Annotated in this window: 15 protein-coding genes and 1 pseudogene; 8 read left to right on the top strand and 8 right to left on the bottom strand. The window is 72.6% G+C overall.

The window, feature by feature from the left end:
• From JWR81_RS23420 to JWR81_RS23410, 3 genes are all read left to right on the top strand, one after another.
• Positions 1–681, top strand: a 681-nt coding sequence (locus JWR81_RS23420) for an enoyl-CoA hydratase-related protein (RefSeq protein WP_297657085.1), incomplete at its 5' end; no start/stop codon positions are given.
• Positions 682–769: 88 nt separating this feature from the next.
• Complete coding sequence (locus JWR81_RS23415; RefSeq protein ID WP_297657082.1) at positions 770–2122, top strand: FAD-dependent oxidoreductase; 1353 nt, start codon at positions 770–772, stop codon at positions 2120–2122.
• Between the two features lie 10 nt (positions 2123–2132).
• A complete protein-coding gene (locus tag JWR81_RS23410; RefSeq protein WP_297657079.1) occupies positions 2133–3917 on the top strand; it encodes an acyl-CoA dehydrogenase in 1785 nt (594 codons plus the stop codon).
• 18 nt (positions 3918–3935) lie between these two features.
• On the opposite strand, the gene JWR81_RS23405 is transcribed toward JWR81_RS23410, so the two are convergent.
• Entirely contained in the window at positions 3936–4217 is a 282-nt protein-coding gene (locus tag JWR81_RS23405; protein ID WP_297657075.1) for a hypothetical protein, read from the bottom strand.
• A gap of 205 nt (positions 4218–4422) precedes the next feature.
• Here JWR81_RS23405 and JWR81_RS23400 point away from each other — a divergent pair, with 205 nt between their 5' ends.
• Positions 4423–5280 (top strand): NAD(P)-dependent oxidoreductase, encoded by an 858-nt coding sequence (locus tag JWR81_RS23400; RefSeq protein WP_297657072.1) that lies wholly within the window; start codon positions 4423–4425, stop codon positions 5278–5280.
• Positions 5281–5431: 151 nt separating this feature from the next.
• Here JWR81_RS23400 and JWR81_RS23395 read toward each other — a convergent pair whose 3' ends face one another.
• The gene (locus JWR81_RS23395) at positions 5432–6457 is read right to left on the bottom strand and encodes a TIGR03617 family F420-dependent LLM class oxidoreductase (RefSeq protein WP_297657069.1); all 1026 of its coding nucleotides are present in this window, start codon (positions 6455–6457) and stop codon (positions 5432–5434) included.
• 79 nt (positions 6458–6536) lie between these two features.
• On the opposite strand from JWR81_RS23395, the gene JWR81_RS23390 reads away from it, so the two are divergent.
• Positions 6537–7700 (top strand): glycosyltransferase 87 family protein, encoded by a 1164-nt coding sequence (locus JWR81_RS23390; protein ID WP_297657066.1) that lies wholly within the window; start codon positions 6537–6539, stop codon positions 7698–7700.
• Positions 7701–7734: 34 nt separating this feature from the next.
• On the opposite strand, the gene JWR81_RS23385 is transcribed toward JWR81_RS23390, so the two are convergent.
• The 4 genes from JWR81_RS23385 to JWR81_RS23370 are packed head-to-tail and all read right to left on the bottom strand — an operon-like array spanning position 7735 to position 12077.
• Positions 7735–9423: a ubiquinol-cytochrome c reductase cytochrome b subunit gene (locus JWR81_RS23385; protein ID WP_297657063.1), complete on the bottom strand. Its 1689-nt coding sequence runs from the start codon at positions 9421–9423 to the stop codon at positions 7735–7737.
• A complete protein-coding gene (locus tag JWR81_RS23380; RefSeq protein WP_297657060.1) occupies positions 9420–10577 on the bottom strand; it encodes a ubiquinol-cytochrome c reductase iron-sulfur subunit in 1158 nt (385 codons plus the stop codon). Before JWR81_RS23380 ends, JWR81_RS23385 begins: the two co-directional genes overlap by 4 nt.
• Positions 10574–11425, bottom strand: a complete 852-nt coding sequence (locus tag JWR81_RS23375; RefSeq protein WP_297657057.1) for a c-type cytochrome — start codon at positions 11423–11425, stop codon at positions 10574–10576. Before JWR81_RS23375 ends, JWR81_RS23380 begins: the two co-directional genes overlap by 4 nt.
• A 46-nt stretch (positions 11426–11471) precedes the next feature.
• A complete protein-coding gene (locus tag JWR81_RS23370; protein WP_297657054.1) occupies positions 11472–12077 on the bottom strand; it encodes a heme-copper oxidase subunit III in 606 nt (201 codons plus the stop codon).
• A gap of 115 nt (positions 12078–12192) precedes the next feature.
• Here JWR81_RS23370 and JWR81_RS23365 point away from each other — a divergent pair, with 115 nt between their 5' ends.
• The gene (locus JWR81_RS23365; RefSeq protein WP_297657051.1) at positions 12193–12624 is read left to right on the top strand and encodes a hypothetical protein; all 432 of its coding nucleotides are present in this window, start codon (positions 12193–12195) and stop codon (positions 12622–12624) included.
• Positions 12625–12629: 5 nt separating this feature from the next.
• Positions 12630–13712 (top strand): anthranilate phosphoribosyltransferase, encoded by a 1083-nt coding sequence (gene trpD, locus JWR81_RS23360; RefSeq protein ID WP_297657049.1) that lies wholly within the window; start codon positions 12630–12632, stop codon positions 13710–13712.
• A 52-nt stretch (positions 13713–13764) separates the two neighbouring features.
• On the opposite strand, the gene JWR81_RS23355 is transcribed toward trpD, so the two are convergent.
• On the bottom strand, positions 13765–14043 hold the full coding sequence (locus JWR81_RS23355; RefSeq protein ID WP_297657046.1) for an Lrp/AsnC ligand binding domain-containing protein: 279 nt from the start codon (positions 14041–14043) through the stop codon (positions 13765–13767).
• A gap of 39 nt (positions 14044–14082) precedes the next feature.
• Positions 14083–15816, bottom strand: coding sequence for a DEDD exonuclease domain-containing protein (locus JWR81_RS23350; protein WP_297657043.1), 1734 nt, complete (start codon positions 15814–15816; stop codon positions 14083–14085).
• Between the two features lie 107 nt (positions 15817–15923).
• On the opposite strand from JWR81_RS23350, the pseudogene JWR81_RS23345 reads away from it, so the two are divergent.
• Positions 15924–16610, top strand: a pseudogene (locus JWR81_RS23345) (RNA-binding protein); the annotation flags it as partial.

The following is a 16610-nucleotide window of genomic DNA, read 5'->3' as shown; positions in this document are numbered from 1 at the left end:
GTCTACTACGCCCGTCTGACGGCGGCGGCCGCCGATCCGGCGGTGCGTGCCGTGGTGCTCACCGGCGCCGGCAGCACGTTCTGCCCCGGTGCCGACACCGCGAACCTCGGCGACCTCGCCCGGGAGGGTGCGTCGCTGCCGCATCTGACGGTCGAGGTGCCACGGGACTTCCCGAAGCCGATCATCGCGGCCGTCAACGGGGCCTGCGCGGGCGTCGGCCTCGTGCACGCGCTGTTCTGCCACGTCCGGTTCGCGGCCGACACCGCGAAGTTCGCCACCTCGTTCACCCGCCGCGGTCTCGCCGCGGAGTACGGCATCTCCTGGATGCTGCCGCGCCTGGTCGGCGTCGAGAACGCGATGGACCTGCTGCTCTCCGGTCGTACGTTCGACGCTGCCGAGGCCAAGGCGATGGGGCTGGTGAGCCGGGTCGTCCCGCGTGACGAGGTGCTGACCGCTGCCCAGGAGTACGCGCGCGACCTCGCCCGCAACTGCAGCCCGGCGGCGATGTCGGTGATCGCCCGCCAGGTGCGCGAGGACCTCGACAGCTCCTTCGACGACGCGCTCGCCCGGTCCCACGGCAACGTCGACCGGTTCATCGGCGGCCCGGACCTGCGCGAGGGGCTCGCGTCCTTCATGGAGAAGCGGCCGCCACGGTTCGCGCCGCTGGGCGACGGCAGCTGAGCGTTCCGCACACGCGCACCGCTGCTCGCCCGCGGCCACGGCGCCGGGCAGGATCGGACACCACCACCACCACAGTAGGAGACGACGCATGGCGCAGGGCCAGTACCGCATCGCAGTGATCGGCGCCGGTCCGTCCGGCCTCTACGCCGCCGCGGCGCTGCTCGCGTCGAAGCAGCCCGTCAGCGTCGAGGTGCTCGACCGGCTGCCCGCGCCCTACGGTCTCGTGCGATACGGCGTGGCGCCCGACCACGTGAAGATGAAGTCGGTCATCCGGGTCCTGCAGAAGCCCTTCGACCCGGCCGAGGTCGAGTTCCTCGGCGGCGTCCGCGTGGGGGAGGGCGGCATCCCGCTGGAGGAGCTGCGCAAGCACTTCCACGCCGTCGTGCACGCCACCGGCAGCTCGGTCGACCGCGGGCTCGGCGTGCCCGGTGAGGAGCTCGACGGCTCGCTGGGCTCCGGCGCGTTCGTCAGCTGGTACTGCGGCCACCCCGACTTCACCGGCCTGGACCCGGTGCTCGACCACCCCGGCGTCGCGGTCGTCGGGGCGGGCAACGTGGCGCTCGACGTCGCGCGCGTGCTGGCCAGGACGCCCGACGAGATGGCGCTCACCGACATCCCCGACGATGTGCTCGACGTGCTGCGCGGCAGCGCCGTCACCGACATCCACATCCTCATCCGCCGCGGCCCCCAGCACGTCCGGTTCACCCCGGCGGAGCTGCGCCAGATCGGCGATCTGGCGAACGCCGACGTGATCGTGCACGACGACGGGCTGCTGGCCGCGGGCGTCGAGGAGCCCGACGACCGCCGGCAGAAGCAGAACCTCGCGATGCTCACCGAGTGGGCGGGCAACGAGCCGACGGGCCGTCCGCGGCGGGTGCACCTGCGGTTCCTGCGCAGCCCCGTCCGGCTGGTGGGGGAGAACGGCCGGGTCTCCGGTGTGGTGGTGGAGCGCAACCGGATCGAGGGGGACCGCGTCGTCGGCACCGGCGAGGAGGAGACACTCGACGTCGGCCTCGTCGTGCGCGCCATCGGCTACGACGCCGAGCCGATCGCCGGCCTGCCCTTCGACGAGCGCACCGGCACCGTCCCCAACGAGGCCGGCCGGGTCGTGCAGGGCGGCGTGCCGGTGGCCGGCTCCTACGTGACGGGCTGGATCAAGCGCGGCCCCACCGGCGTCATCGGCACCAACAAGGGCGACGCGCTGGAGACGGTCACCGCGCTGTTGGAGGACCTGCCGGAGCTCCCCGTCCCGCCGCACCCGGAGCCGGAGTCGCTGCGGGCGGCGCTGGCCGAGTACGGCGTCCGCCCGGTGGACTGGACGGCGTGGCTGCGCCTGGACGCCGAGGAGGTCCGCCGCGGCGGACTGCGCGAGGCGGAGCGCGTGAAGGTGTCGGACATGGCCGAGATGCTGGAGCACGCCCACGGTGTGGCCGCGGGTTAGCCTCGACGGCGTGCGCTCACTGCTGCTGTCGCGTCGGGATCTGGACTTCCTCCTCCACGAGTGGCTCGACGTCGAGGCGCTGACGAAGCGGGAGCGGTTCGCCGAGCACTCGCGCGAGACGTTCGACGCCGTGCTGGAGCTCTCCGAGCAGGTGGCCGAAGAGCAGTTCGCCCCGCACAACCGGGCGGCGGACCTCGACGAGCCGCGGTTCGACGGCGAGCGTGTCCACATGATCCCCGAGGTCGCGGCGGCCCTGCGCGTGTTCGCCGGCACCGGCATCACCGGTGCGGCCATGGATGAGTCCGTGGGCGGGATGCAGCTGCCGCAGACCGTGGCGCAGGCGTGCTTCCTGTGGTTCCAGGCCGCCAACATCGCGACGTCCGCGTACCCGTTCCTCACCATCGCCAACGCCAACCTGCTGCTCGCCCACGGTTCGCCCGAGCAGATCGCGACGTACGTCGGACCGATGGTGGAGGGTCGCTGGTTCGGCACGATGTGCCTGTCCGAGCCGCAGGCGGGGTCGTCACTGGCCGACATCACCACCCGAGCCGAGCCTCGCGACGACGGCACGTACCGGCTGTCCGGCAACAAGATGTGGATCTCCGGCGGCGACCACGACCTGAGCGAGAACATCGTCCACCTGGTGCTGGCCAAGATCCCCGGCGGTCCGGCCGGCGTCAAGGGGATCTCGCTGTTCGTGGTGCCCAAGGTGCTCCCCGGATCAGACGGCGCGGACGGGGAGCGCAACGACGTCGTGCTGGCCGGGGTGAACCACAAGATGGGCTACCGCGGCACCGTCAACACACTGCTCAACTTCGGCGAGGGCAAGCACACCCCCGGCGGCGAGGCCGGGGCGGTCGGCCACATCGTGGGCGAGCCGGGCCAGGGGCTCGCGCTGATGTTCCACATGATGAACGAGGCGCGCGTCGGCGTCGGCGGGGGAGCGGCCGCCCTGGGCTACACCGGCTACCTGCACGCCCTGGACTACGCCCGCACCCGCACGCAGGGCCGTCCCCCCACCGCCAAGGGCGGGCCGCCGGTGCCGATCATCGAGCACCCGGACGTCGCGCGGATGCTGCTGGCCCAGAAGTCCTACGCCGAGGGTGCGGTGGCGCTGATCCTCTACTGCGCGAGGCTGCTCGACGAGGAGCGCACCGCGGCCACCGAGGAGGGGCGCGCGCAGGCCCATCTGCTGCTCGACACGCTCACGCCGATCGCGAAGAGCTGGCCGTCGCAGTGGTGCCTCGCCGCCAACGACCTCGCCATCCAGGTGCACGGCGGCTACGGCTACACGCGCGAGTACGCCGTCGAGCAGTTCTACCGCGACAACCGGCTCAACCCGATCCACGAGGGCACGCACGGCATCCAGGGCCTCGATCTCCTGGGCCGCAAGGTGGTCATCGGCGGCGGAGCGGGCCTCACCCTGCTGCTGCGGACGCTCACCGCCACCGTCGGGCGGGCCCGCACGGCAGGCCTCACCGAGCAGGCCGACGCGCTCGCCACGGCCGTCACGCGCGTCGAGGAGGTGACCCGGGCGCTCTGGTCGGCGGGCGACCCGGCCGTCACGCTGGCCAATTCGTCGGTCTACCTCGAGGCCGTCGGCCATGTCGTGATGGCGTGGATCTGGCTGGAGCAGCTCGTCGCCGCAGGCGACCGCGAGGGCGACTTCTACGCGGGCAAGCGCGCCGCCGCGCAGTACTTCTTCCGCCACGAGCTGCCCCGCACCGGCCCGCAGTTCGCGCTGCTGGAGAGCCTGGACCGCACCACGCTGGACGTCGACCCGGCCTGGCTCTAGGAGCGCGCCGAGGCCCGCTCAGCGGGGGTCGACCGCGACGACCTCGTCGAGGGCGCCGATGCGGGCGGCGAACGAGTCGGACTCGGCGCTCGTCAGCGAGACGGTGCAGGTGACGGAGCTGTACGGGACGCCGTCGCGGACCTCGACCGCGAACTCGCGGACGGGGAACCCGCAGGCGCGCAGTGCCGCGCCGACGCGCAGGACACCCTCCATGCCGCCGGTGGTGACGATCTCGTGGCGGCGCTGCAGGCGGAAGGCGTAGCCGGAGGTGGTGCGGGGGGAGTGGTCCAGAACAGTCATGATCGGCTCCTAGAAGGGTTCCACGGCGGTGGGGACCCGAGCCAGGCCTCGGAATGAGGGGGAGGAAGCGCGCCGACGGCCTGGCTCAGCCGACGCGCGGCGGTACGGCCGCGTCGAGGGCGAGGAGGGGGCGCACGACGACGACCATAGCGTGGCCGTCCGGATCGGGCCAGCCCGCACCTCCCCGGAGTGGTAGGCAGACCCCATGACGACAGTTGCGGTGACCGGGAGCAGCGGCAAGCTCGGCCGCCACGTGGTGCGTGACCTGCAGGAACACGGTCACCAGGTGGTGGCGCTCGACCGCGTGCCCGATCCGGGTTCGCCCGCCGGCGCGTTCGTGCGGGTGGATCTCACCGACTACGGCCAGGTGGTCGAGGCGCTCGCGGGTGTCGACGACCGGCACGACGGCGTGGATGCGGTGGTGCACCTGGCCGCGATCCCTGCTCCGGGCCTGACCACCAACTCCGCGACGTTCGCCAACAACGCCCCCTCCACCTACAACGTGTTCGCCGCGGCCCGTGCGGCCGGCGTCCGCAACGTGGTCTGGGCCTCCAGCGAGACGGTGCTCGGCCTGCCCTTCGACACCCCGCCGCCCTACATCCCGGTGGACGAGGAGTACACCCCGCGCCCGGAGAGCACCTACTCGCTGGTCAAGACGCTGGAGGAGGAGATGGCCCGGCAGTTCTGCCGCTGGGTGCCGGACCTGAAGATGATCGGCCTGCGCTTCTCCAACGTCATGGACGTCGCCGACTACGCCGGCTTCCCCGCGTTCGACGCCGACCCGCAGCTGCGCCGGTGGAACCTCTGGGGCTACATCGACGGCCGCGACGGCGCGCAGGCCGTGCGCCGGGCACTGGAGCACGAGACGACCGGGGCGGACGTCTTCATCATCGCGAACGGCGACACCGTGATGTCGCGGCGCAGCGCCGACCTCGCGGCCGAGGTCTACCCCGGCGTGCACGTCACCCGCGAGCTCGGCGAGCACGAGACGATGCTGTCGATCGACAAGGCCCGGCGCGTACTCGGCTACGCGCCGCAGCACAGTTGGCGTCACGAGGTCTGATCCGGTCGGGCCACCGGTGGCGTCGTCGGAGCCGGAGCGGGCCGACCGGCAGGCCGCGCTGCAGCAGGCCGAATCGGACTTCGAGCCGCTGCCGTTCGACGCCCCCGCGGTCCGGGCCTTCGGCCGGGTCACCGCCTCGTTGCGACGCGCGTCATCCCGCCTTGCGCAGAACCTCCAACGCGGGGGCGAACGCCGTCTCGTCGTGGGCGTAGGGGGCGTAGAAGGTGAAGCGGTCGACGATGTCGCCGTAGCGCTCCAGCAGCGCCGGGCCCACCGCCTCGGGCTCGGCGACCACGGCGAACGTGCCCAGCACCTCGTCGTCGATCAGCTCACCCATCTTCCGCCAGCGGTCGGCGTCGGTGCCGCGGGAGAGCGCGTTGAGCTCGACGCCCAGGTCGCCCCAGCCGTGCAGGTCCAGCACCGGGCGGTAGCTCGGGGTGCTGGCGTAGAACGCGATCTGCTCGCGCGTGCCCGTCGCGGCGGCGGCCATCTCCTCCTCCGTGCGGCCGGTGACGACGAAGCCGGAGAAGCTGATCGAGAAGTCGCCGAGCGTGCGGCCGGACGCGGCGAGGCCCTCCTGCACGAGCGGCAGCGTGCGCTCGCGCAGGTACCGCGGGGTGGTGAACGCGTGCGGCTGGAGGCCGTCGCAGACCTCGCCGGCCACCCGTGTCATGTGCTCCCCGACGGCCGCGAGGTACACCTTCGGCGGCCCCCACGGGCTCGGCTCGGGCGAGAAGAACGGTGTCATGAGCGTGTGGGAGTAGAAGTCGCCGCGGAAGTTCAGCCGCTCCCCCTCGTCCCACGCCGCCCAGATGGCCCGCATGGCCTGCACGTACTCGCGCATCCGGGGCGCCGGGTGGCCCCAGGGCATCTGGAAGCGCCGTTCGATGTGCGGCTTCACCTGGCTGCCCAGCCCGAGCAGGAACCGGCCCTCGGAGTGCACCTGGACGTCGTGCGCGACGTAGGCCATCGACATCGGGTTGCGTGCGAAGGCCACCGCGATGGCCGTGCCGACCGTCAGGCGCTCGGTGTGCTCGGCCACCGGGATCAGCGGCAGGAACGGGTCGTGGGCGGCCTCGTAGCTCCACAGCCCGTCGTAGCCCGCGGCCTCGCGTCCGCGGGCCTCCGCGGCCAGCTCGCTGATCCTGGTGCCCTGCAGCATCGCGTCGACCTGCATCCGTGCCACCTCCACGTCGTCGTGCCCACGATCATGGTGGACCCACGAGGTGGCGTCGACCGCCGGTAGCGTGCGCCCGGTGCTGACCGGGCTGCGTCCGACTCCGGCCCGGCGGTGGGCGGCCGCGGCGATCATGCTGGCACTGGCCGGTCACGCCCTGGTGCTCGCGGTCTGGCCCGCCGCCCACACGCTGCTCATCGACCTGCAGGTCTACGCCGCGGGTGGCGAGCACGTGCTGCACGGCCGCCCGCTCTACGCCGGCGGCGTGCTGCTCACCCTGCCGTTCGTCTACCCGCCGTTCGCGGCGCTGCTGTTCGTGCCGCTGTCGTTGCTGCCCGTCGGGGTGCTGAAGGCGGTGTGGACGGCGCTGACGCTGCTGCTGCTCGGCTACGTGGTGCACCGCAGCCGACCGGGGCCGCTGCTCGCCACGGTCGCGTTCGTGGCGCTGGCGACCTGGCTGGACCCGGTGCGCACCACCCTCTATCTCGGCCAGATCAACGTCCTGGTGATGGCGCTCGTGGTCGGCGACCTCCTCGGCCGCCGGGAGAGCCGGTGGCGTGGCGTGGGGATCGGGCTCGCGGCGGCGCTGAAGCTCACGCCGCTGCTGTTCGTGGCCTACCTGCTGGTGACGCGGCGGTTCCGCGCCGCGGCGACGGCGCTCGGCACGTTCGTCGCTGCCGCCGGGCTGGGTTTCCTCGTCGACCCGGACGACTCCGCCGTCTACTGGCTGCGCGGCACGTTCGCCGCCGCCGACCGGATCTCCGACGTCGCGGGTGCCTCCAACCACTCCCTGAACGGCCTCGTGGCCCGCGTGGCCGGTCCGGCTGCCACACCCGTCTACGTGGCCGGCGCGGTGCTCCTCGTCGCCGTCACGCTCGTCCTGGCGGCGCGGGCGCACCGGGTGGGGGAGGAGGTGCTCGCCGTGACGCTGTGCGGCCTGTGCTCGGCGGCCGTCGCCCCGTTCTCGTGGTCGCACCACTGGGTGTGGGTCGTGCCGCTCGTGGTGGCGCTGGGATGGCGGGCGGTCGAGGGTGCCCGGGCCGCTGCGTGGCTGCTCGCCGGCGTACTCGTCCCGACCGTCGCGGTGGTCACCGCGTTGCCGGGCGCGGGCGTGGGCCCCATCCCGTCGACCGGCCTGATCTCGCTGCTCCCCGACGCCTACCTGCTGCTGTTCATGGCGGTCCTCGTCGTGGCGGCCGCGGTCCTGTACCGGCCCCGGCACGACGAAGGCCCCGCCGGCTGACCGGCGGGGCCTTCGTCGACGTGCGGGTGGGGCGTCAGTCGGTGATGTCCTTCGGGCGACCACCGTCGGGACGTCCGGCCTGCTCCAGCTCGCGCTGCTCGGAACCGCGGTGCAGCTCGTTCTCCGCGGCCGCCTCCTCCGCCCGGCCCTTGGCCAGTGCGGCGGTCTCGACGACCGGGTCGGGCTTGAGCAGGGAACCGGTGACCGGTGCTCCCGCCATGCCCAGCTGGTTCATCTTCTTGGGCACCGGGGCGCCCTGGTAGGCCAGCGGGATCGGGTGCCCGTGGGCGTCGACCCCGGCCAGCGGCTGGTGCACCTCGATGAACTCGCCGTGCGGCAGCCGCTTGATGATGCCGGTCTCGATGCCGTGCTCGAGTACCGCACGGTCACTGCGCTGCAGGCCCAGGCAGAGCCGGTAGGTGGCCCAGTAGGCGATCGGCGGCAGGATCAGCAACCCGATCCGGCCCATCCACGTGGTGGCGTTGAGCGAGATGTTGAAGAAGTACGCGAACCAGTCGTTGGCCGAGCTGATCAGCAGCACCATGTAGAACGCGATGCCCATGACCCCGAGCGAGGTGCGGACGGGAACGTCACGCGGGCGCTGCAGCAGGTTGTGCCGCGCGTTGTCCTTGGTGAACTTCCGCTCGATCGACGGGTAGGCGCCGGCGAGGACGAAGATGACCGGCAGGAAGAACGCGGTGGCCCAGAAGGTGGCCGGGATGCGGTAGTTGCCCAGCACGAGCTCCCACGCCGGGAACAGGCGGGCCATGCCGTCGGACCAGCCCATGTAGAAGTCGGGCTGCGACCCCGCCGAGATGTGCGCGGGGTTGTAGGGCCCGAAGTTCCAGATCGGGTTGATCTGGAAGAGCCCGCCCATGAGGCCGATGACGCCGACGAACACCGCGAAGAACGCGCCGCCCTTGGCCGCGAAGGCCGGGAGGATGCGGACGCCGACGACGTTGTTCTCGGTGCGGCCCTGGCCCGGGAACTGGGTGTGCTTCTGGTACCAGACCAGCCCGACGTGCACGGCGATCAGCGCCAGCAGGATGCCGGGCAGCAGCAGCACGTGGATGATGTAGAGCCGCGGGATGATCTCCGTGCCGGGGAACTCGCCCCCGAACAGCGCCCACTGCGTCCAGGTGCCGATCACCGGTACCGAGAGAGTGATGCCCGAGGCGATGCGCAGGCCGGTGCCGGAGAGCAGGTCGTCCGGAAGGGAGTAGCCGCTGAAGCCCTCGAACGTGCCGATCAGGATCAGCACGACGCCGATGACCCAGTTGGTCTCGCGGGGCTTGCGGAACGCACCGGTGAAGTAGGTGCGGAACATGTGCGCGAACATCGCGGCGACGAACAGCAGCGCCGCCCAGTGGTGAACCTGGCGGACGAACAGGCCGCCGCGCACCTCGAACGAGATGTGCAGCGCACTGTTGTAGGCCTGGCTCATCCCGAGGCCGCGCAGGTTGGTGAACGGCCCGTTGTAGGTGACCTCGACCATCGACGGGTCGAAGAACAGGCCCAGGTACGTACCGGTGAGCAGCAGGACGATGAAGCTGTAGAGCGCGACCTCACCGAGCATGAACGACCAGTGCGTCGGGAAGACCTTGTTGAACTGCTTGCGCATCCCCGCCGCGGGGTGGAAGCGCTGGTCCAGCTCGTCGAGGGCCTCACCGGCCTTGGCCGCGAGCCCCCCACCGGACGTGGTCGGCGTCGTGATGGAACTCATGTGTTCCCCCCCAGCTCCCAGAAGGCCGGACCGATGGGGTCGGCGAAGTCGCTCCTGGCGACGAAGTAGCCCTCGTTGTTCACAGTAATCGGAAGTTCGGGCAGTGCGCGCGCTGCGGGACCGAACACCGGCTTGGCGTACTCCGTGGCGATGAACTGCGACTGGTGGCACGGGCACAGGATCCGGTTGGTCTGTGCCTCGAACAGTGATGTCGGGCAGCCCAGGTGCGTGCACACCTTGGAGTAGGCGTAGTAGTCGCCGTAGTGGAAGGTCTCCCGGCCCGCGCGCTGGATCACCGGGGTGCCGGGACGCAGCCGGATGAGCATCACGGGGTTGTCGGAGCGGCGCAGCGCCGCGCCCAGCGCCTCCGCGTTGCCCCGCTCGGACTCGCGGAACGGGAACACCGTCTCCATCGAGCCCGCATCCTGGTCCTCGGGGCGCACCAGCGAGATCTCGTCGGCGACGCCCGTGTCGCGGCGCAGGTAGACGACCTCGCCCGGGAAGTTCGGGGCCCAGCCGGTGGTCCACAGCGCGGCCTTCGGGCCGCCCTTCCACGGGTTGCGCACCAGCGGCGCGATCGCGGCGATGCCGAGCCCGAGGCCGAAGATGCCGGCCGCGGCTCCCGCCGAGCGCTTGATCAGCGAGCGGCGCGCGATGCCGGTGTCCTGACCGGCCTTCGCCAGCTGGGCGAGCACGGTCTTGCGCGAGATCTCGTCGGACGGGCCGTCGTGGCGCTGCTGGACCGAGACCTCGTCCGGGAAGAACTTCTTGACGTAGGCGATGATCCCGACGCCCAGCGCCAGCACCGAGAGGCCGAACGTGCCGCCGACCAGCGGGTTGTAGAGCGCGTAGGCCAGGTAGCCGGGGTCGCCCGGTGCCTTGTACTCGAACGGCCAGAACAGGTAGAAGCCGAGGAACGCGATGCCCGCGATCGTCGCGATGGCGAACCACAGGGCCACCGAGCGCTCCGCACGCTTCTCCGCGCGCGTGCCGGGGACCGGGAACTTCTTGGCGTTGTGGACGATCTCGACGTCGTCGAGCTCGGCCGCGAGGCGGGCGAGCTGGTCGGGCGTCATGTCCTCGAGCTCGGCCGGCGTGGGCGTCCGGGGGCCCGATCCGGCGTGGCCCGATCCGGGGTGCTCGGAGATGCTCATGACTTCGCTCCCAGCCACAGTGCGACACCGATGAGACTGGCGAGGCCCACGATGAAGGCGACGAGGCCTTCGGACACCGGGCCGATGCTGCCCAGCGGGTTACCACCGGGGTTGTTGTTGTCGCCGCTCACCGACTTGATGTAGGCGATGATGTCCTCCTTCTCGGCCGGCGCGAGCTGCCGGTCGGAGAACTTGGGCATGCTCTGGGGGCCGGAGAGCATGGCCGCGTAGATCTGCTCCTCCGACGCCGGGTCCAGGGGTGGTGCGAACTTGCCTGACGACAACGCACCGCCACGGCCGGTGAAGTTGTGGCAGGAGGCGCAGTTGAGCCGGAACAGCTCGCCGCCGCGCGCCGGGTCGGGGCCGCGCAGGGCCGCACCGGTGACCGCGGGGACGGTGGGGCCACCACCGTTGGACTGGATGAACGCGCCCAGGGCGTCGAGGTTGGCCTTGCCCTCGTCGGTCTCCGGGTTGAACTGCGGGAGCGTGGGCTTGCGCACGGCCTGCGCCTCCTGGCGCGCCAGCGGCATGCGGCCCGTGGACACCTGGAAGTACGCCGCCGCGTCGCCGACGCCGACGAGGCTCGGACCGTGGTCCTGCACGCCCTGCAGGTTGGCGCCGTGGCAGGAGATGCACGCGTTGTTGTAGAGCTGCTGACCCTTCGCGATCAGCGCGGCGTCGCCCTGGGCCTGGGCGACCTGGGCCGTCGGCGTGAGGACGGTGTAACCGACGCCCGCGGTGAGCAGTCCGATGCCCAGAGCGAGAGCGCCGGCCAGCCTGCGGCGGAAGCGGGTGCGCGGGCCACGCGGCGAGGATGCGGGTGGCCTCGGGGGAGATGTGGTGGTCATCGTCTGCGTCTTCTCAGCCCTTGCGATCGGCGGCAGGTGGCGGCGGTCAGCGGATGAAGTAGATGGTGGCGAACAGGCCGATCCACACCACGTCGACGAAGTGCCAGTAGTACGACACGACGATCGCGGCGGTGGCCTGGGCGGGCGTGAACTTGCTGAGCTTGGTGCGGATGATCAGGAAGATGAACGCGAGCAGGCCACCGATGACGTGCAGGCCGTGGAAGCCGGTCGCCAGGTAGAACACGGTGCCGTAGGCGCTGGAGGGGATCGTGGTGCCCTCCTCGACGAGCGTCCGGTACTCGTTGGCCTGGCCGAGCACGAAGATCGTGCCCATCAGCAGCGTCAGCAGGTACCAGCGCCGGAGGCCGAACACGTCGCCGCGCTCGGCTGCGAACACGCCGAACTGGCAGGTGAACGACGACGCCACGAGGACGATCGTCACCACCAGCGCGTAGGGCACGTCCAGCTGCGTCGGCGCAGGTGGCCACGTGTTGCCAGGAGGGTTCTGGGCGCGCGCGGTGAAGTAGATCGCGAACAGCCCGGCGAAGAACATCAGCTCGCTGGACAGCCAGATGATTGTTCCTACGCTGACCAGGTTGGGGCGGTTCAGTGAGTGGATCCGCCCGCTGATGTTGGGAGCCGCTGTCGTCACTCGGGCATTATGACCCCCGACCAACTTCTACAGCCTGTCGGGATACCCGGACGCGCGTCACGCTCCGCTCCACCAACGGTCGGGGGCCCGGGAGAGTTCCACTACAGTGCGGGCCGTGAGCAGCCCTGTCGCAGCCGAGACCCTCACCGTGCTCGTCTTCAGCCATCGCCCCGAGGTCCGTGAGGCCATCACGATGGCCGTCGGACGCCGCCCCGCGCCCGATCTCGGGCGCGTGAGGTTCGTGGAGGCCGGCGGCATCGCGGAGGTGATCGCCGCGGCCGACGCCGGTGGCATCGACCTCGCGATCCTCGACGGCGAGGCACAGCCCACCGGCGGCATGGGCGTCTCCCGTCAGCTCAAGAACGAGATCGACGACTGCCCGCCGATCATCGTCACCGTCCGCAGGCGCGACGACCGGTGGCTCGCCACGTGGTCGCAGGCCGACGCGGTGCTCGTGCACCCGCTCGACCCCCTCACCGCCGCCGAGACCGTCGCCGACGTCCTGCGCCGGTCGCGGGCAGGCGAGCTGCCCGCCGTCCGGGGCTGAGGAGGGTGGCCGGCTCCGCCGAATCCGCCGAATCCAAGGGCGCTGCGCAGACCTGGCCCGGGGTCCTCGCCCGGCTGATCCGCCACGAGGATCTCGACGCGGCCGACACCGCCTGGGTGATGGACCGCGCGCTGCAGGCCGAGGCCACCCCGGCCCAGCTCGGTGCCTTCCTGGTCGCCCTGCGCTCTAAGGGCGAGACCGCCACGGAGATCGCCGGCCTCGCCGAGGCGATGCTGAGCCACGCCAACCGCGTCACCGTGCCGGGGCGGGCGCTCGACATCGTCGGCACCGGTGGGGACCAGGCCCACACCGTCAACATCTCGTCGATGGCGGCCGTCGTGGCCGCGGCGGCGGGGGCGCCGGTGGTCAAGCACGGCAACCGGGCCGCGTCCTCGGCGTGCGGTGCCGCCGACGTGCTCGAGGCGCTGGGCGTCGCCATCGACCTGCCGCCCGCCCAGGTCGCGGCGTGCGTGGCTCAGGCCGGCATCGGGTTCTGCTTCGCGCCGGTCTTCCACCCGTCGATGCGTCACACCGGTCCGGTGCGGGGCGAGCTCGGGGTGCCGACGGCGATGAACGTCCTCGGGCCCCTGACCAACCCGGCGCAGCCGCCCGCCGCCCTGATCGGGTGCGCGGACCTGCGGCTCGCCCCCGTGATCGCGGAGGTCTTCGCCGGCCGCGGCGCCTCGGTGCTCGTGGTGCGCGGCGACGACGGACTCGACGAGCTGACCACCACCACGACCAGCACCGTCTGGGTCGTCGCCGGTGGCGAGGTGCGGCAGGAGACGTTCGATCCGGCCCCGCTGGGCATCGGCGTCGCGACCCGCGAGGACCTGCGGGGCGGGGCGGCCGACGTCAACGCCGCCGTGTTCCGCGCGCTGCTGGCCGGGGAGCGGGGGCCGGTGCGCGACGCCGTGCTGCTCAACGCCGCGGGCGCGCTCCTGGCGTTCGACGGCACCGCGGCCGACCTCGCCGGGGCGTTCCCCGCCGCGCTGGAGCGCGCAGCCCAGGCCGTCGACAGCGGTGCGGGCGAGGCCCTCCTGGCCCGCTGGGCGGAGCTGTCCACGACCCTCCGCTCCACCGCCGCCTGATCACCGCGCACCGGTTCCGGGCAGTGGTCGCCCGGCCCGCATCGGTGCCCGGTCAGTCCAGGCCGACGGAGAACGTGGCCTCGGTGTCGGCGCGGGAGTACGAGCGGAACGCGATGTGCGTGTCGGTGCGCTGCACGCCGGCGATCTTGCTCAGCCGGCCCGCGATGACGTCGGCGAGCTGCTCGTGCTGGGCGACCTTGACCACGGCGACGAGATCGACGTCGCCCGCGCAGGAGTAGACCTCGCTGACTCCGTCGAGGTCCGCGATGGCCTGCGCCGTCTCGGGGATGCGGTCGGCGGCGGTGTGCACCAGGACGATCGCGGTGATCACGACGGCTCCCTCGGGTAGGTCATCTCGGCCGCCCGGACCCTAGTCCAACTCCACCTCCACCTCGACGGGGCGGGCGCGCGCCGCCCAGCTCGCCCACGAGCCCGCGCCCGACGCGGGTTCGGCCCACGGTGGGTCGCTGTACACGAGCCGGGTGCCGTCGTTCGACAGCCAGCGGTGCAGCAGGCCCACCTCCTCCGCCGGCGCCCCGCGCAGGGGCCCCCGCTCGGGCAGCACGGTCTGTGCGCCGAGGCGCAGCGCGTCGATGACGGGCATCGGGGCCACCCCGCGCCGGGCCACCCCGGCGGCTGCGAGCCGCCCGTACCGCACGACCGCGACCTCCCAGCCGCCCCGGCCGTCGGTACGGGCCCCGACCACCTCGGGCAGGGCGGCCAGCGTGGCGAGCCGCTGTGCCCGGCCCAGGGCCAGCACGAGCCCGGCCAGCCGGTCGCGGCGCTGCGCGGCCACCTCGTAGCGCTGCTGCTCCCCGAGCGCCTCGACCTCCGCGGCGAGCCTGCGCAGCGGCCCGTCGTCCGAACCGGCGACGAGACGCGCCACCGCCTCCACCGCGGGGGCGTACTCGGCGGGCGTCTGCAGGCCCGCGCACGGCGCCGCGCACCGCCCCATCTCGTGCAGCGCGCACGCCGACGCCGACGCCCCGTGCGCCGGGATCCGCTGGGTGCAGGGGCGCAGCGGCACGGCATCGAGCACCGTCTCGACGGCCGAGACCGCCGCCTGCTTCGAACGGAACGGCCCGAACGCCCCCTCACGCGGCGTGGCGACCACGGACAGTCGGGGGAACGCCTCGGTGGTGGGCGTGACCCACCAACCGCGGTGCAGGTTTCGCGACCGCCGGTTGTAGCGGGGCTGGTGGGCGGCGATGAGCCGCAGCTCCCGCACCGACGCCTCGAGCGCGTGGGCGCACACGACCGTGTCGACGCGTTCGGCGAGCGCCACCATGTCGCGCACCCGCCTGCGCCGCTCGCCCGCGGTGAAGTAGCTGCGCACCCGCCGTCGCAGGTCGCCGCTGGTGCCCACGTAGAGCACCTCGTCGCGCGGCCCGCGGAACAGGTACACCCCCGGCGCCGACGGCACGTGCTCGGCGAGTCGCCGCTTCTGGCGCTGCCCCTGGGTGGGTCGGTGCGGGGCCGACTCGCGGGCCAGCGCGAGCAGCTCCTCCAGGCTCTGGACGCCCAGGTTGCCCACGCGCTCCAGCAACCGGTGCAGCACCTCGACCGTGGTGCGGGCGTCGGACAGCGCCCGGTGGTTCGGGGTGGTGGCCGTGCCGAACAGCTGCGCGAGCGCCCCGAGCCGGACGCTGGGCGCCTCGTCGCGGCTCAGGACGGCCCGGGCGAGACGCGCCGTGCACAGCACCGGCGGTCGGGGCCAGACGTGCCCGTGCCGTTCACACGCGGCGCGCAGGAACCCGGCGTCGAACGGGGCGTTGTGGGCCACCAGCACCGAGCCGCGCAGGAACTCCAGCACCGTGGGCAGCACGGCGGGCAGGCGCGGCGCATCGGCGATCATCGCGGTGGTGATGCCGGTGAGGGCCACGATGTGCGGCGGCACGCCCGTGCCGGGGTCGACGAGCGTGGCGAGCTCGGCCACCTGCTCCCCGCCGCGCACCTTCACCGCCCCGACCTCGGTGATGGAGTCGGTGGTGGGGGCGCCGCCCGTGGTCTCCAGGTCGAGCACGACGAACGTGACCTCGCGCAGCGGCGTGCCCAGCTCGTCGAACGACAGCTGCGGTGATCGTGCGGGCCGGGGAGCGGTCACGGTGCCGCACGCTATCGACGCTCACCGACAGAATCGTTCGGTCTCGATCCGGGGCATCCGACGCCGAGTCGTCGGTGCAACGGCGTGAACGCACGTAACCTGGTGCGATGTCCGCGATGCCCGCCGGCTCGCCCGGATCCCCCGACGGGGTCCACGCCGTCCCGGCCGAGGTCGAGCCGGACGACGCGGTGTCCGCCGGCGCGGCCGTGCCGGTCGACTGGTCGCGCCTGCCCGACGCCGTGCGCGGCAGGCTCGCCGACCTGGCGGCCACCGCGGTCGGCGGCATGCAGCCCGGCGAGGTGCCGGTGCCGCTGCGCCGGTTCGCGCGGTTCACCCAGGCCAAACGGGCCAAGCTCGCGGGCCCGGCGCTGATGGACGAGCTGGAGGGCTCGCCGGTGTTCCGTACGGCCGTCGTGGCGTGGTGGGACGAGCACCGCCCGGGTGAGCTCGTGCCCGCGAGCGACGACCCGTTGACCGCCGCCGCGGCCGCGGTGCTGCAGGGCCACGCGTCGGCCGGTGAGGCGGTGGCGGCCGCCGCGCGTCGTGGTGATGTCGTCGAGCTGCGCGCCGAGCGCGACGAGGCGCTGTCGCGCGTCGACAAGCTGACCGTGGAGCTCGAACGCCTCCGGAGCGAGCTCACGGAGGCCCGCGCGCAGGCCCGCACGGCGGGGGACCACCGCGACGCCGAGTACCAGCAGCTGCGCCGCCGAGTCTCCGAGCAGGGCGCCCGGCTGCGGGCGGCGCTCGACGCGCGCACCGCGGGGGAGCAGGCCGTCGAGGACCTGCGCCGCGTG

This window comes from Pseudonocardia sp. (genome assembly GCF_025965585.1).
In the GTDB taxonomy this organism is placed as follows: domain Bacteria; phylum Actinomycetota; class Actinomycetes; order Mycobacteriales; family Pseudonocardiaceae; genus Pseudonocardia.
The sequence above is the reverse complement of the archived record's forward strand: the minus strand, read 5'-3'. Positions and strand labels throughout refer to the sequence as shown.

Coding starts and splice junctions, on each gene's coding strand:
- JWR81_RS23415 (WP_297657082.1), top strand. CDS start 770: ATGGCGCAGGGCCAGTACCGCATCGCAGTGATCGGCGCCGGTCCGTCC.
- JWR81_RS23405 (WP_297657075.1), bottom strand. CDS start 4,217: ATGACTGTTCTGGACCACTCCCCCCGCACCACCTCCGGCTACGCCTTC.
- JWR81_RS23400 (WP_297657072.1), top strand. CDS start 4,423: ATGACGACAGTTGCGGTGACCGGGAGCAGCGGCAAGCTCGGCCGCCAC.
- JWR81_RS23395 (WP_297657069.1), bottom strand. CDS start 6,457: ATGCAGGTCGACGCGATGCTGCAGGGCACCAGGATCAGCGAGCTGGCC.
- JWR81_RS23385 (WP_297657063.1), bottom strand. CDS start 9,423: ATGAGTTCCATCACGACGCCGACCACGTCCGGTGGGGGGCTCGCGGCC.
- JWR81_RS23380 (WP_297657060.1), bottom strand. CDS start 10,577: ATGAGCATCTCCGAGCACCCCGGATCGGGCCACGCCGGATCGGGCCCC.
- JWR81_RS23375 (WP_297657057.1), bottom strand. CDS start 11,425: ATGACCACCACATCTCCCCCGAGGCCACCCGCATCCTCGCCGCGTGGC.